General features: G+C 66.7%; 14 protein-coding genes and 1 riboswitch. Of the genes, 7 read left to right on the top strand and 7 right to left on the bottom strand.

Annotated elements, in window-relative coordinates:
• Positions 1-3 precede the first annotated feature (3 nt).
• From FYJ92_RS13015 to thiE, 3 genes are all read right to left on the bottom strand, one after another.
• The gene (locus FYJ92_RS13015) at positions 4-1695 is read right to left on the bottom strand and encodes a DEAD/DEAH box helicase (RefSeq protein ID WP_185261089.1); all 1692 of its coding nucleotides are present in this window, start codon (positions 1693-1695) and stop codon (positions 4-6) included.
• A gap of 293 nt (positions 1696-1988) precedes the next feature.
• Positions 1989-3488, bottom strand: coding sequence for an RNB domain-containing ribonuclease (locus FYJ92_RS13010; RefSeq protein WP_185261088.1), 1500 nt, complete (start codon positions 3486-3488; stop codon positions 1989-1991).
• A 64-nt stretch (positions 3489-3552) separates the two neighbouring features.
• On the bottom strand, positions 3553-4329 hold the full coding sequence (gene thiE, locus FYJ92_RS13005; RefSeq protein ID WP_185261087.1) for a thiamine phosphate synthase: 777 nt from the start codon (positions 4327-4329) through the stop codon (positions 3553-3555).
• A 27-nt stretch (positions 4330-4356) separates the two neighbouring features.
• A riboswitch (TPP riboswitch) is annotated at positions 4357-4476 on the top strand.
• Here thiE and thiO point away from each other — a divergent pair.
• From thiO to FYJ92_RS12985, 4 genes are all read left to right on the top strand, one after another.
• The gene (gene thiO, locus FYJ92_RS13000; RefSeq protein ID WP_185261086.1) at positions 4469-5824 is read left to right on the top strand and encodes a glycine oxidase ThiO; all 1356 of its coding nucleotides are present in this window, start codon (positions 4469-4471) and stop codon (positions 5822-5824) included. It overlaps the preceding riboswitch by 8 nt.
• Positions 5821-6057 carry a sulfur carrier protein ThiS gene (thiS, locus tag FYJ92_RS12995; protein WP_058931870.1) on the top strand — a complete coding sequence of 79 codons (237 nt, stop codon included), beginning with the start codon at positions 5821-5823 and terminating at the stop codon, positions 6055-6057. Before thiO ends, thiS begins: the two co-directional genes overlap by 4 nt.
• A 4-nt stretch (positions 6058-6061) precedes the next feature.
• The gene (locus tag FYJ92_RS12990; protein ID WP_104062153.1) at positions 6062-6877 is read left to right on the top strand and encodes a thiazole synthase; all 816 of its coding nucleotides are present in this window, start codon (positions 6062-6064) and stop codon (positions 6875-6877) included.
• Between the two features lie 72 nt (positions 6878-6949).
• The gene (locus tag FYJ92_RS12985; RefSeq protein ID WP_185261085.1) at positions 6950-7276 is read left to right on the top strand and encodes a 4a-hydroxytetrahydrobiopterin dehydratase; all 327 of its coding nucleotides are present in this window, start codon (positions 6950-6952) and stop codon (positions 7274-7276) included.
• Between the two features lie 54 nt (positions 7277-7330).
• Here FYJ92_RS12985 and FYJ92_RS12980 read toward each other — a convergent pair whose 3' ends face one another.
• From FYJ92_RS12980 to FYJ92_RS12970, 3 genes are read right to left on the bottom strand one after another with little or no spacing between them, the layout of a single operon-like run.
• Positions 7331-7633, bottom strand: a complete 303-nt coding sequence (locus FYJ92_RS12980; RefSeq protein ID WP_185261084.1) for a hypothetical protein — start codon at positions 7631-7633, stop codon at positions 7331-7333.
• 54 nt (positions 7634-7687) lie between these two features.
• Positions 7688-7912, bottom strand: a complete 225-nt coding sequence (locus FYJ92_RS12975) for a DUF3107 domain-containing protein (protein WP_160672408.1) — start codon at positions 7910-7912, stop codon at positions 7688-7690.
• A gap of 50 nt (positions 7913-7962) precedes the next feature.
• The gene (locus tag FYJ92_RS12970; RefSeq protein ID WP_185261083.1) at positions 7963-8643 is read right to left on the bottom strand and encodes a TetR/AcrR family transcriptional regulator; all 681 of its coding nucleotides are present in this window, start codon (positions 8641-8643) and stop codon (positions 7963-7965) included.
• Positions 8644-8727: 84 nt separating this feature from the next.
• Between FYJ92_RS12970 and moeB the strand changes: the two genes are divergently transcribed.
• The gene (gene moeB, locus FYJ92_RS12965; RefSeq protein ID WP_185261082.1) at positions 8728-9927 is read left to right on the top strand and encodes a molybdopterin-synthase adenylyltransferase MoeB; all 1200 of its coding nucleotides are present in this window, start codon (positions 8728-8730) and stop codon (positions 9925-9927) included.
• A gap of 160 nt (positions 9928-10087) precedes the next feature.
• Here the strand turns inward: moeB and FYJ92_RS12960 are convergent, their stop codons facing one another.
• The gene (locus FYJ92_RS12960; protein WP_185261081.1) at positions 10088-11401 is read right to left on the bottom strand and encodes a glutamyl-tRNA reductase; all 1314 of its coding nucleotides are present in this window, start codon (positions 11399-11401) and stop codon (positions 10088-10090) included.
• Positions 11402-11559: 158 nt separating this feature from the next.
• On the opposite strand from FYJ92_RS12960, the gene hemE reads away from it, so the two are divergent.
• A complete protein-coding gene (hemE, locus tag FYJ92_RS12955) occupies positions 11560-12678 on the top strand; it encodes a uroporphyrinogen decarboxylase (protein WP_185261080.1) in 1119 nt (372 codons plus the stop codon).
• 4 nt (positions 12679-12682) lie between these two features.
• On the top strand, positions 12683-14110 hold the full coding sequence (gene hemG / locus FYJ92_RS12950) for a protoporphyrinogen oxidase (protein ID WP_185261079.1): 1428 nt from the start codon (positions 12683-12685) through the stop codon (positions 14108-14110).
• The last annotated feature ends 32 nt before the right edge of the window (positions 14111-14142 follow it).

Raw genomic sequence — 14142 nt, 5'->3', positions numbered from 1 at the left:
CTGTTATGCCTCGGTGCTGCGCTGCTGCTGGCCGTTGTCGGCGCCGGCCACTACTTCGCCGTTGCGGCGCCGGGTGCGGGTCCGGCTGCGGCGGGCACGAGGGTCCACTTCGGCGTCGGATGGAGCCGCAGTGGCCGGTTCCGGGGCGGGGCTGGTGCCGGCGGTCGCCGCATCAGAGGTACGACGACGGCGGTCACCGGAGCGTCCGCCGGGCTCGCCGGTGCGGCGGCTGCTGTCGCGCCCACCGGAGCGGCCGGCGTCGCGGCTGCTGTCGCGGCTGCTGTCGCGGCCACCGCTGGGGCGGGTGTTCTTCTTGCCGGTCTCTCCCAGGTCCTCGAGGACCTCGGCGTCGACGCCGGCCAGCACGCGCTTGTTGCGGGGCAGGCGTCCCTTGGTGCCTTGCGGAATGTCCAGCTCTTCGTAGAGGTGCGGCGAGGAGGAGTACGTTTCCACCGGCTCCGGGACGCTGAGTCCCAAGGCCTTGTTGATCAGGCCCCAGCGCGGCATGTCGTCCCAGTCAACGAAGGTCACGGCAGTGCCCTTGTTTCCGGCGCGGCCGGTGCGGCCCACACGGTGCAGGTAGATCTTTTCGTCTTCGACGCACTGGTAGTTGATGACGTGCGTAACGTCGTCGACGTCGATGCCGCGGGCGGCGACGTCGGTGGCCACCAGGACGTCCACCTTGTTGTTGCGGAAGGCGCGGAGGGCCTGCTCGCGGGCGCCCTGGCCCAGGTCGCCGTGGATGGCCGCGGCGGCGAAGCCGCGGTCCACCAGCTCCTCGGCAACCTTCGCGGCGGTGCGCTTGGTCTTGGTGAAGATGATGGTGCGGCCGCGGCCGCGGGCCTGCAGGATGCGGGCCACAACTTCGATCTTGTCCATGCTGTGGGCACGGTAGATGAGCTGGCGGATGTCGCGCTTGGTCAGGCCCTCGTCGTCCGGATCAGCGGCCCGGATGTGCGTGGGCTGCGTCATGTACCGGCGGGCCATGGCGATGACCGGGCCGGGCATGGTGGCGGAGAACAGCAGCGTCTGCCGAACCGCAGGGGTACCGGCGATCAGCGTTTCCACGTCCGGGAGGAAGCCGAGGTCCAGCATTTCGTCGGCCTCGTCAAGGATGACCATCTTGACGTTTTTCAGGACGAGGTGCTTCTGCTTGTAAAGGTCAATGAGGCGGCCGGGGGTACCGACGACCACTTCGACGCCATTCTGCAGGGCCTCCACCTGGGGCTCGTAGGCACGGCCGCCGTAGATGGTGGTGATGCGGGCGTTGCGCTTGCGGGAGGCGTTCTGGAGATCGTTGGCCACCTGGACGGCCAGTTCGCGGGTGGGCACGATGACCAGGGCCTGCGGTGCGCCGGGAACTGCGAGCTTGTCATAGCCGGCGTCGTCCGGACCCACAACGCGCTGCAGGGCGGGGATGCCGAAGCCGAGGGTCTTGCCGGTGCCGGTCTTGGCCTGCCCGATGATGTCGTGGCCCGAAAGCGCCACGGGCAGGGTCATGGCCTGGATGGGGAAGGGGTGGGTGATCCCGGCGTCGGCAAGGGATTCCACGATGTCGGCGCGGACGTTGAAGTCAGCGAAGGATTTTTCCTCAATCTCGTGCGGTTTCTCGTCCGAGATGATGGTTTCTTCGGGTTCGATCGTCTCGATGCCGGAGTCGTCAGTCAGGATCTGGTGGGTATGCAATTCACTCACAGTGGAGTTTCCTTAATTCATTTGGGCATTGGCGCTGCCTGCTCAACGGGCCGGCCAACGTGGCCGTTCCGGAGCACGCTCGAAGCGCGCAAGCAAATCCAGTGGAAGCCGATCGCGGGCTATCAAAATGCTGGCACTGGTGACCAACGGGTGCATCTCAAGATCGCGTAGGGGCGGGCTTGTTGAATTCAAATCAAGGAAATCAACGACCGGGCATCCATATCTACTTCTTCAGTCTAGCGGCACGGACCCTGAATCCCGGCTTTGGGCCGATCAGGCCGGGCACTGATGGTTCAGGCCAGCAGCTCGAAGTGGACCTCGCGCGCGGCAATATCGGAGGAGATCAGGCGGACACGCACCTTTGTGCCCGATTCCAGGTCGCCGGCGCAGCGGGCCGTCACGGCGGGTTCGGCGATCTGGATGACCCCCGAGGGGCCGTTCCCGTTTTTCGCAGCGCCGTTCCTGGCGCCGTTGCCGTTTTTCCCGTTTCCGTTGTCCTTTTGTGGCTTGGAGCCGGAAATCACGATCGCCTCGAATTCCTGGCCCACATGGTTGACCAGGAGCGCGGCCTCCACCGTGTCCAGCGCCATGCGCTCCATCCGCGAAGCCAACTGGTCGGATCCGGCCATGATCTCCGGCAGGGACGGCAGGGCTTCCCGCGCCCAGTCCGGTACCGGCTTGCCGTTGCTCAGCGCTTCGCAGATCACCAGCACGAAGCGGTCGATGAGGCGCCGGAGCGGTGCTGTGGTGTGGGCATAGGCGGCGCCGATGGCGGACTGGACGGCGTCGTCCGGGACGGTGCCGTCAAACGCCGTGTAGCTGGCGCCGCGGAACAGCATTCCGGCCGAGTGCAGGATGGCCAGTTGCCGGGGCTCTGTCGGATCAAGGCTGCGGAGGTATTCGCCGTAACTGATTTTGCCGTCCCAGGGCTTGCCCAATGCCTCGGTCTGGAGGCGGAAGTGACGCAGGGAGCGCTCGTCCGGCGCCGGCATGGTGCGCAAGATGCCCACCTTTCCCGCCAACATCAGGTTCGCTGCCGCCATTCCGGTCATCAGGGAAATCTGGGCGTTCCAGTCCTCCACCGGAAGCTGCGGTGCCGCGGCAATCCGGTAGCCGCCGTCGGGCAGTTGCACGATTTCCTGCTCGGGCATGTTCAGGCTGGCGCCGCCACGTTGCCGCTCCAGTTCAACCCGTTTGAGCCCCACTTCCTTCAGGAGCTGCAGCACGGGACCTGGCGTCCCGGCGTCCAGTTCGGCCTGGACTCCCTTGTAGCTCAGCTTGGCCCTGCTGCGGATGGTGGCCCTGCGGACACTCACCGTGGAGATCTGTGCGGTGTCGTCCAGCTCGAACTCCCACACGTAGGCGGAACAAAGCTGCCCGGCCAGGAGGCTGCCGGCTCCTTCGCTGATGACCTCCGGGTGCAGCGGGATCCGGCCGTCCGGGGCGTAGAACGTTTGGCCGCGGCGCCGGGTCTCTGCATCCAGCATGCCGCCGGGGCGGACAAAGGACGGCACGTCAGCGATGGCATAAAGCACGCGGTAGCCATCGTCCGCGCGCTCGATGAATAGCGCCTGGTCCAGGTCAGTGGAGGACGCCGGATCGATGGTGAGGAAGTCCACGTCTGTCAGGTCAGCGCCTGGCAACTCGTGTGCGGCCACTGCCGCTTCCGCGTCCCGGACCGCCTCCGCCGGGTAGGGTCCGGGCAGTTCCAGCTCGGTCCGCAGGGCGCTCAGTGCCGCCGCGAGCTCGTTGGTCTGCTCGTGGACGTTGGGGGCCAACCGATGATGTGACACGAAAATCAGGTTAGCCCGATTTTCATGGATCGTGCACGCCCACGGTCCGCCACGCGTGGGATTGTCAGGATGCGCCTGCGTTCAGGGCCGCCACGAGTGCTGCGGCAGCCGCTGCGGGATCGGGGGCCTCGGTGATGGCGCGCACCACCACAATCCTGCCGGCACCGGCCTCCACCACCTGCTCCACGTTGCCAAGATCGATGCCTCCGATGGCAAACCAGGGCAGCGTGGCCTGGGCGCCACCGGCAGCGCGGACTGCTTCGGCAGCGTACCGCACCAGCTCAAGGCCGACGGCGGCCCGGCCGGGCTTGGTGGGAGTGGCCCAGACCGGTCCGACGCAGAAGTAGTCCAGGCCGCGTTCGGACGTCAGCCCGCCGGACAGCCGGATGGCGCCTTCGATCTGTTCGGCGGTGTGCGTGGACAGCCCGATCGCTGTGGGTGCCCCAAGCAGGGCGCGGGCGGAAGCGACCGGCAGGTCTTTTTGCCCGATGTGGAAGACGGGGGCGCCGGACAGCATAGCGACATCGGCGCGGTCATTGACGGCCCATAGCTTTCCGTGGCGTTCGGCCGCGGCCTGAAGCACGGCCAGCAGCTCCAGCTCCTCCGCCGCCTCGATCGCCTTGTCGCGGAGCTGGATGATGTCGACGCCGCCGGCAAAAGCCGCGTCCACAAACTCGCCAAAGTCGCCCCGGTCACGGCGTGAGTCTGTGCATAGGTACAGCCGGGCGCTGTGCGGGAGGCCCGGGCCTGTGCCGCCGGTGGGGTCTGTTGCGATCAAGGATTCGGGGGTGGAAGAGCTGGCGGAGGGCGTGCCTGCAGCGGCGAAGGATTGCGCGTTCATGGAAACCAGCCTAATTCCCCTAAACTGGGCGAGTACTGCGGGAGCCCGTTGCAGCCGTCACAAAGCGGCCGGGCTGAGAGGGCGTCAGAGCCGACCGCTTGACCTGATCCGGCTAGTACCGGCGTAGGGAAGGAACCATATGCCCCCCGCAATAAGCAGCCCGCCTGAGACTGCATCAGCCCGACCGGACTCCGTGCTGCACGCCGACGTGGCGGTCATCGGCGGTGGAGTCATCGGCCACGCCATAGCCTGGGAGGCCCGGCGATCCGGCCGTTCCGTTGTGCTGATCGATGACGCGCCCGGGAGAGGCGCCACCTGGGCAGCCGCCGGCATGCTGGCCCCTGTAAGCGAACTCCACTATCAGGAGGAAGACCTCCTGGCGCTGATGCTTACATCCTCCGGCCTGTGGCCCGCCTTCGCGGCAGACCTTGCTCTGGCAGGGGCTGGCGAGACCGGATACCTGACGACGCCGACCCTCGCCATCGGCGCGGACGCCGCGGACCGCAGGGCGCTGATGGACCTCCGGGCCGTGCAGCAGGCCAGCGGCCTGGTGGTGGAACCCCTGACTGTCCGTGAGGCCAGATCCAGGGAATCCCTGCTCAGCCCGGCCATCTCCTGTGCCCTGGACATCCCCGCAGACCACCAGGTGGATCCACGGAGGCTGGTGGCGTGCCTCCAGGAAGTCCTGGCCCTCCATGAACCGGGAACAGAAACCGCCGTGGCAGGTGCCCGCGGGGGATTCGCCGTTGACCAGCGGGCCGCTGCCGTTCTTTGGGAGGACGGCCGCGTCAGCGGCGTGGCGCTCGCCGACGGCGGAATAGTCCAGGCCGGCGAGACTATCGTGGCCAACGGATTGCAGGCGGCCTCGCTGGAAGGCCTGCCGGTTGGGCTGTACCTGCCCCTGCGGCCCGTCTACGGTGACATCCTTCGACTTGCTGTGCCGCAGCACCTGCGCCCGCTCCTCACCTCGACAGTCCGCGGAATAGTCCATGGCGTGCCGGTCTACATCGTTCCCAGAGGGAACGGCACGGTGGTGATCGGGGCAACGCAACGGGAGGACGCGCTCGCCGGGACAGGCGATGGTGCTGTCTCGGCCGGCGGCGTCTACCAGTTGCTGCGTGACGCCCAGGTCCTGGTGCCTGCCGTCTCGGAGCTTGAACTCCTCGAATGTACTGCGCGGGCAAGGCCGGCGACCCCTGACAACGCGCCGCTCCTGGGCCGCGTACCGGTTTCCGCACCAGGAACGGGAAACCAGGAGAGCCTGGGGAACATTGCCGGGCTGATTGTTGCCACCGGGTTCTTCCGTCACGGAGTGCTCCTTGCTCCGGCGGCGGCAGCGATCTGCCGGGACTTGCTCGACGGCCGGACGGATCCTCGTTGGGGAGTGCTCAACCCGGCCCGCTTTTCAAGCCAGCACCGCATAGCCGGCACACAGTCCCCACCCAAGGACATCAGCATCATGAAGGACCTCGACCCTCAGAAGGAATCAGCATGAACATCACCCTCAACGGCTCGCGCCATTCCGTCGCGGACGACGCCTCCATCACCACCCTCATCAGCCAGATCACAGGCCGCCCCCTCGCAGCCAACGGCCAGGCGACAGACGGGCAGAAACTCGGCGTCGCCGTCGCCCACAACTCCGAAGTAGTACCCCGCAGCCAGTGGTTCGTTACGGCGCTCGCCGAAGGTGACGACGTCGAACTGGTCACAGCAGTCCAGGGAGGCTGACACCATGACAGTAACCAGCAACATCAGCACACAGAACCTGCCCGAAGCCGCTGACAGGCTGGTGATCGACGGCGTCGAGCTCGGCTCCCGCCTCATCATGGGCACTGGGGGGGCCCCGAGCCTCGACGGGCTGGGAGCTGCCCTGCTGGCGTCCGGAACCGAACTGACCACGGTGGCCATGAGGCGCTATTCGCCGGCCGAGTCGGGGTCCCTTTTCCAGCTCCTGGTGGACCACGGGATCCGGATCCTGCCCAACACTGCAGGCTGCTTCACGGCCCGGGACGCGGTTATGACGGCGGAACTTGCGCGCGAAGCGCTGGAAACGGACTGGCTCAAGCTGGAAGTCATCGCCGACGAACAGACCCTGCTGCCGGACGCTGTGGAGCTCGTGGATGCTACCGAACAGCTGGTAAACCGGGGCTTCAAGGTGTTCGCCTACACCAACGATGACCCGGTCCTGGCGCTGCGGCTGGAAAACCTGGGTGCCACCGCGGTTATGCCGCTCGGAGCGCCCATCGGTACCGGCCTGGGAATCCTGAATCCACACAACATCGAACTGATCGTCTCGCGCGCCTCGGTGCCCGTGGTGCTGGACGCCGGCATCGGCACGGCATCCGACGCCGCACTGGCCATGGAGCTTGGCTGTGATGCCGTGCTGCTGGCCACCGCGGTCACGCGTGCGCAGAACCCGGCACTCATGGGGGAGGCCTTCAAACACGCCGTCATCGCCGGTAGGCTGGCGAAAGCGGCCGGCAGGATTCCGCGCCGCGAGCACGCTTTGGCGTCATCGGCCATGGAAGGCCGGGCAGAGTTTCTCTAGGCCTTCTCCTCCAGACCGGGCGCCCTCGGCCAAAAGCCGGGCGAGCTCACCGGACGAGCCAAGGAGGCCGCCATGGCCGGCAAGCAAGACACACTCACGCCTGAGCGCATCGAGGCCGTCCTCGCCGCGCTGCCCGACTGGCAGTACCGGCTCGGCGGGCTCGTTGCTGTCTATAAGACGCCGACGGCGGCCGCCGCACTCGAGCTGATTGCCGCCGTCGGACGCCTGGCCGAAGAACAGAACCACCATCCGGACCTTGACTGGCGCTACAACAGGGTGCATCTCCGTTATACGTCCCACGACGCCGGCGGCAAGGCCACTGAGCGGGATGCCGCAGCTGCGGCGGCCGTGAGCGCTGCTGCCGCCCGGCTTGGTGCCGCTGCCCAACCGGTGGCTTAACTGACGGTGACCACCACCCTGCTGGGTGGTGGTCACCGTTCTATAAGGAAATGCCTACAGTTTGAGGGCCTGCGTCAGCCGCTGAGTATCGTGGCCTTCGCGGATCCGCCCGAGGTAGATGACCGTCCCGATGGCAGCGACGGTGCCCAGCGCCATGGGCAGGACCCAGGGAATCCACGTCAGGCCCGGCTGGTAGCCAAATCCTGCCGCGATAAAGATGATCCAACTGACCGCACCCACCACAACGGCAACCCCTGCGGGCAACCCCGTCCCATACCGGGTGTGGCGCTTGTCATTGGCCCAGACAATAAGACCTGCGGCCACTGTTACCAGGACAACGATGGTCAGCGAAAGCATCAAATCTCCTCGGAAAGCAGCGGCCAACCGCCAAGGCGGCCGGCCGCGGACCTGCTAGAACTGGCCGAAACCGACCTTGCGGGCCTCTTCGGCGCCGATTTCCACGTAACCCAAGGCGTTGCCGGGAATGATGATGATACGGCCCTTGTCGTCCTTGAGGCGGAGTTCGGTGCCCTTGGTGATGGCTTCTTCAACAACCGTGGCTACAGTGTCTGCATCCTGAGCCGATTCCAGGACGATTTCGCGGCCAATGTTCTGAATGCCGATCTTAATTTCCAACAGGGGGCCTCCCAGCCAATCAAAGTTTCTTGGGTTCTCTTATTTGTAGTCTAGGACTCTTTGGGGAAGCGAGAGATTCCGCGCCAAGCTAAACGGTAAATGAGGTCGCTGGCCACATCGAGGTCCAGGTTCCCGTCCGTTTCAAGCCAATACCGCGCGCTGACCTGGGCCATTCCGGCCAGGCCGCGGCCCAGAAGCTGCGCCTCAAGGTGCGGCAGTTTGGTGTCCTCGGCGATCACGCGGGCCACGGCATCCGCGAACGTCTTGTTGAATGTCTCGAGCCGTGAACTGACATCGGGATCGTTGATGAGGTCCGATTCGAAGACCAGGCGGTGCGCTTGGTCATCGCTGGCGATGAAGCGGTAGTAAGCGCGCATCACGGCCTGCACGCGTTCGTCGTTGTCATCGGTGGAACTCAGGGCCCCGAGCATCAGATCCGTCAGCGACGCGAGATGGCTGTCCAGCAGTGCAAGATACAGCTCGCGTTTGGACGGGAAGTGCTGGTACAGCACCGGTTTGCTGACATGCGCCGTCTCGGCGATCTCATCCATGGCGGCGCCATGGTATCCGTTGGCGACAAAAACCTCCTGGGCCGCCGCGAGAAGCTGCGCCCGGCGCTCATCCCGGGGAAGCCGGGCGGACCGCTGGCCGGCGGTCCGTTGAGGTGCGGCCGGTTCGAGTGCGGCCGGTTCGCCGCCGGACGCCCGGTCAGCCCGTGCTTCATGGACCACAGTTGCCCTACTTTCGCTTGCCGTTACCTACACAATACTGCGCGGTAATATGACCTGGCGGCATCTCGGGGCATACATTGAGGTATGGCTTCGACTTTGACCGTAAATGATTCCCCTGTCTCGTTTAAACCGCTCGTGGAGCCCTCCGGTGAGCTGACGCCGGCCGAGGTGGAACGCTACTCGCGGCACCTCATCATTCCCGAAATCGGAGCGGTGGGGCAGCGGCGGCTGAAGAATGCCAAGGTGCTGGTCATTGGTGCCGGGGGACTGGGTTCGCCGGCGCTGCTCTACCTGGCGGCGGCGGGTGTGGGGACCCTGGGAATCGTCGACGACGACATCGTTGACCTGAGCAACCTCCAGCGCCAGGTGATCCACGGTGTGGCCGACGTGGGCCGGCCCAAGATCGAGTCCGCACGGGACGCCGTCGCCGCACTGAACCCGCTCGTGGAGGTCCGGCTGCACAACGTCAGGCTGGATGCCTCCAACGCGCTGGAGCTGTTCGCGGACTACGACCTGATCCTGGACGGGGCGGACAACTTCGCCACCCGCTACCTGGTCAACGATGCCGCCGCCATCCTCGGCAAGCCCTATGTGTGGGGATCGATCTTCCGCTTCGACGGCCAGGTCAGCGTGTTCTGGGAAAAGCACGGACCCACTTACCGGGACCTGTACCCCGAGGCCCCGCCGGCCGGGTCGGTGCCCTCCTGCGGCGAGGGCGGCGTCTTCGGCATGCTCTGCGCTGCCGTGGGATCACTCATGGTGACCGAGGCAGTCAAGCTGATTACCGGCGTCGGGCGTTCACTCCTGGGCCGGGTGGCGCTGTTTGATGCGCTGGGGGGCAGCTGGCGCGAGATCCGTGTGTCCAAGGACCCGGCAGCGGCCCCCATTACGGAACTGACGGACTACGAAGCCTTCTGCGGCATCACTCCTGCCGTCGCCGCAGACACGGAGCACACGGTAACGGCAACCCAGCTGGCCACCATGCTGGCGTCCCGGAAGGCAGGCCTGAAGGACTTCGTGCTGGTGGACGTCAGGGAAACCGGAGAACACGAAATCGTGAGCATCGACGGCTCCGTGCTGATCCCGCAGGGCAGGATCCTCGCGGGGGAGGCGTGGGCGGAACTCCCGCAGCACAAGGACATTGTGTTCCACTGCAAGGCCGGCACCCGGTCAGCCAACGTGCTGGAGGCTGCGCGGAAGGCCGGCTATCAGCGGGTCAGCCACCTCGACGGCGGGATCCTGGCCTGGGTACGCGACGTGGAGCCGCAAAAGCCGGTCTACTAACCGGTTGCCCTTCAATGACGCTCTCTCACTTTTCGCCCCTATTTCAACGACGCTCTCTCACTCTCTAGAAAGTAGTGAGAGAGGGTCGTCAAGAAAGCCCCTAAAGGTGAGAGAGGGTCGTCAAGAAAGCCCCTAAAGGTGAGAGAGGGTCGCGGGTGGGTCAGGCGGTTTCGAGGCCCCGGTGGTCCACGGGGCACTCCGCCTGCGCTGCCGTAGCCGGCTGCTCCACGGTGATGCCGTAGAGCGTTTCGAGCGCCGACACATAGTCGTCCTGCTGGCCGTTGGCGGCCAGCTCACGGGCACGGACGGTGGGCACGTGCAGCAGCTGCTTGACCATCCGGCGGAGGGCGAATTCCACTTCTTCGGCGGCGGCTGTGCAGCCGTGGCGGGCACGCACGCGCTCCATTTCCGCGTCCAGGACGTTCATGGTGTGCCGGCGGAGCGCCACTATGGCGGAATCCACCGAGCGGGCTTCCCGTTCCTGCTCGAAGGCCTGGGCCGCGCCGGACACAATGCCGCTGGCCTGGGTGAGGGACTCGGCCTGCTCCTGGGGTGCCGCCAAACGCACGGATTCCAGCGTGAGCAGCTCAACGCCGTCGAGCTGGCCGACCTCAGGGTCAAAATCATGGGTGAGGGCGAGGTCGATCGCGATCAGCGGCTGGACGGAGTCCACGCGGATCTCGGCAAGTTCACCGGCCTCGACCCGGGTGTCGGAGCCGCTGCACCCGATCATGACGTCGGCCGCAGCCACGGCTACCGGCAGGGAACCGCTGTCCAGCGATGTTCCGCCGCGGGTGGCGACAAACGCTTCGGCGCGTCCCGACGAGGAGAACACGGAGATGTGGGTGCAGCCCCTTTCGCGGAGCAGCGCCATGGTGGCGCCGGCGTAGGCTCCGGTGCCGAACACCACCACCTTCTTCGCTGACCAGTCGGGGCTCTCGGAAAGGTCGGTGGCCAGATCCAGTGCCACGGAAACGATGGACAGGCCCCGGGAACCGAGAGCGGTCTGCGCCCCGACATCCTTGGCCGTCTTGGAGGCTGCCTGGAAGAGGCGGACCAGGCCCGAGCTGGCCGTGCCCTCGTGCTGGGCCGTGATGAGGGCCCGGCGCACCTGGCCGGCGATCTCACGTTCACCCACCACGGCGGAGTCCAGCCCGGCGCTGACGGCGAACAGGTGCTGGCTGACTTCGGGTCCGGTGCGTGTGCTGAAGGAGCGGGACACGAGCTGTTCGTTGAGTCCGCTGAGTCCGCTGATCTCGGACACGAGAGCCGCACGTGCGGCCTCAACATCGTCAGCGTGGGGCGCTTCGCCGTAGATTTCGTACCGGTTGCAGGTGGCAAGCACAATCGCACCCGTCACTGCCGGCGATCCGGAGAGTGCGGATGTTGCGATACCGGAAGCACCGTTGCTCAGTTGAGCAACGGTCTCAAGGTCGATGTCGGCGTGTGTAGCCACCAATGAAAAAAGAACCACAGCAGATCAATCATAGCTTTTTCGTTGCCCGGTAGAACAACCCGGCAAACAGCAACGGGCGGTAAAGGGCCGTCTTTCCTGCCACGGCGCGGCCGGGGCGTCCGCAGGTGACAGGCTGTCGTTATCTTTTGGGGCCGATTTTGGGCACAATCAAAGACATGACTTCCAGCTCCGCCGTGTCCAAGTCCGCGTCTAGTGTCCTGTCTAACAACAGTGCTCTTGCTGCCGGCCATCCGCTGATGGACGGCCGCACCGCAGATTCGCCGCTCATCACTGCCTACCGTGGCGGCAAGCCATCGCGGCGGCCGGTGTGGTTCATGCGCCAGGCAGGGCGCTCGCTGCCGGAATACTTGAAGGTACGCGAAGGCGTGGCCATGCTGGATTCCTGCCTGCGGCCCGACCTCGCGGCCGAAATCACGCTGCAGCCCGTCCGGCGCCATGACGTCGACGCTGCCATATTTTTCTCCGACATCGTCATTCCGCTCAAGCTCGCCGGCGTGGGCGTGGACATTGTGCCGGGCGTGGGCCCCGTGCTGGACAAGCCGGTGCGCACGGCTGCAGACGTTGCCGCCCTGCCGCAGCTGACCTGGGAAGCGCTGGAACCGATCCGCGAAGCCGTGCGGCTGACCGTCGCCGAGCTGGGCAAAACCCCGCTGATCGGCTTTGCCGGTGCCCCGTTCACCCTCGCTGCCTACATGGTTGAGGGCAAACCTTCCCGTGACCACCTGGGCCCGCGCACCATGATGCACGCGGACCCGGAAACCTGGATTGCGCTGGCCAAATGGGCCGCCGACGCCTCGGGGTTGTTCCTCCGCGCCCAGCTGGAAGCCGGCGCGTCCGCGGGACAGCTGTTTGATTCCTGGGCGGGATCGCTGGGCCTGGCCGACTACACCAGGTTCGTGGCACCCGCCTCGGCCCGGGCGCTGGACCATGTCCGCCACCTCGGCGCGCCGCTGATCCACTTTGGTACCGGAACCTCCGAACTCCTTGTTGCCATGCGGGATGTCGGCGTGGACGTGGTTGGTGTGGACTACCGCCTGCCGCTGGATGAGGCCAACCGGCGCCTGGGCGGAACGGTGCCGCTGCAGGGCAACATCGACCCCGCGCTGCTTTCCGCGCCCTGGGACGTGCTCGAAGCCCACGTCCGTGCGGTCATTGCGGCCGGCGCCTCCGCGCCCGGCCACGTGCTCAACCTCGGCCACGGCGTGCCGCCGGAAACCGACCCCACGGTCCTGACCCGGGTTGTAGAACTCATCCACTCCATTTCCCCGGAGTAGGACCATGAGCAGCTCCTTGACGCCGAACCGGGCCGCACTCGTGTTGGGCGGCGGCATCTCCGGCCTGCTGGCGGCGCGGGAGTTGGCAGCTGCCGGACATACAGTGACCGTCCTGGAGGCCACCGCGTCCTGGGGCGGCTGCGTGGGCAGCCATGTGGTGGCCGGCCTCACCCTGGACAGCGGAGCAGAGTCGTTCGCCACGCGCTCCTCAGCCGTGGCTGAGCTTGCTGCTGAACTTGGACTCGGCGGCAACGTTGTGGCGCCGCGTCCGGGCGGCGCCTGGGTGCAGCTTCCGGACGGCCCGCGCGAACTGCCCAAGACCGGGGTCCTGGGCATTCCTGCCAATCCGTGGGACCCGGAGGTCCGGCGGTCGCTGGGATTTGTGGGTTCGCTCCGGGCATCCCTGGATAAGTACTTGCCGGCTTCGATCGGCGCGTCTGCCGACGTCACGAGCGTCGCAGCGCTGGTGCGGGCACGGATGGGCCGCCGTGTATTGGAGCGCCTCGTGGCCCCGGTGGTGGGCGGCGTGCACTCCGCGGACCCCGGTCTCCTCGACGTGGACATGGTGGCCCCCGGCCTCCGGTCCGGAGTCCGGGAGCACGGCTCCCTTGCCGCCGCGGTGGCCGCCCAGCGGCGCGGCTCCACCCAGCCATCCGCCGCGAAGGCGGGTTCCGCCGTCGCCGGCCTGGAAGGCGGGATGCACACCCTGGTGGTGGCCCTGCTCAGCGATCTCCGCAGCCGCGGGGTCACTTTGATGAGTGGAACAGCCGCGGGCGCCATCGAACGGACGGCGGACGGGTGGCGGGTTACCACCGGTGACGCAACGTACGACGGCGGCGTGCTGGTGGTGGCGCTGCCCGGCCCGGCGGCAGTGGGGCTGCTTCAGGCGGCCGTACCCGGGCTCGCCGGCAGGAGCCCGGAAAGCGGGCCGGACGTCAGGCTGGTCACGCTGGTGGTGGACCTGCCCGAACTTGATGGCAGGCCGCGGGGCACCGGGATCCTGGTGGCGCCCCAGACTCCGGGCATCCAGGCGAAAGCCCTTACGCATGCAACCGCGAAGTGGGATTGGCTTGCCGCTGCGGCAGGTCCCGGGACGCACGTCCTGCGGCTCTCGTACGGCCGCCTGGAAGCCTCGGGACACTCGGCCGGGACCCGCGCCCCTGCCCCCGACCTCCTGGCTGCTGCCTTGCATGACGCTTCGGCCCTGCTGGACGTCCCGGTGCAGGGGACCGACGTCGTCGGCTGGGATGTTGTCAGGTGGCAAGGAGCCCTGCCCTTCGCGGCCGTGGGGCACAAGGCGCGGGTGGCCGAGGTCAGGAAACTCTGCGCGGCAGAGGCCGGTCTTGGCATAGTGGGCGGATGGGTAGCCGGCAATGGACTCGCCGCCGTGGTGGCCGATACCCGAAAAGAAATTCGCAGCCTGCTCAGCTGACCATCGCCCCTGTTCAGTGGAATACGGGCCTT

Origin of the sequence: Pseudarthrobacter sp. NBSH8, assembly GCF_014217545.1 — a bacterium.
Taxonomy (GTDB): domain Bacteria; phylum Actinomycetota; class Actinomycetes; order Actinomycetales; family Micrococcaceae; genus Arthrobacter.
The sequence above is the reverse complement of the archived record's forward strand: the minus strand, read 5'-3'. Positions and strand labels throughout refer to the sequence as shown.

Coding starts and splice junctions, on each gene's coding strand:
- thiE (WP_185261087.1), bottom strand. CDS start 4,329: ATGAACGCGCAATCCTTCGCCGCTGCAGGCACGCCCTCCGCCAGCTCT.
- thiO (WP_185261086.1), top strand. CDS start 4,469: ATGCCCCCCGCAATAAGCAGCCCGCCTGAGACTGCATCAGCCCGACCG.
- thiS (WP_058931870.1), top strand. CDS start 5,821: ATGAACATCACCCTCAACGGCTCGCGCCATTCCGTCGCGGACGACGCC.
- FYJ92_RS12990 (WP_104062153.1), top strand. CDS start 6,062: ATGACAGTAACCAGCAACATCAGCACACAGAACCTGCCCGAAGCCGCT.
- FYJ92_RS12985 (WP_185261085.1), top strand. CDS start 6,950: ATGGCCGGCAAGCAAGACACACTCACGCCTGAGCGCATCGAGGCCGTC.
- FYJ92_RS12980 (WP_185261084.1), bottom strand. CDS start 7,633: ATGCTTTCGCTGACCATCGTTGTCCTGGTAACAGTGGCCGCAGGTCTT.
- moeB (WP_185261082.1), top strand. CDS start 8,728: ATGGCTTCGACTTTGACCGTAAATGATTCCCCTGTCTCGTTTAAACCG.
- hemE (WP_185261080.1), top strand. CDS start 11,560: ATGACTTCCAGCTCCGCCGTGTCCAAGTCCGCGTCTAGTGTCCTGTCT.
- hemG (WP_185261079.1), top strand. CDS start 12,683: ATGAGCAGCTCCTTGACGCCGAACCGGGCCGCACTCGTGTTGGGCGGC.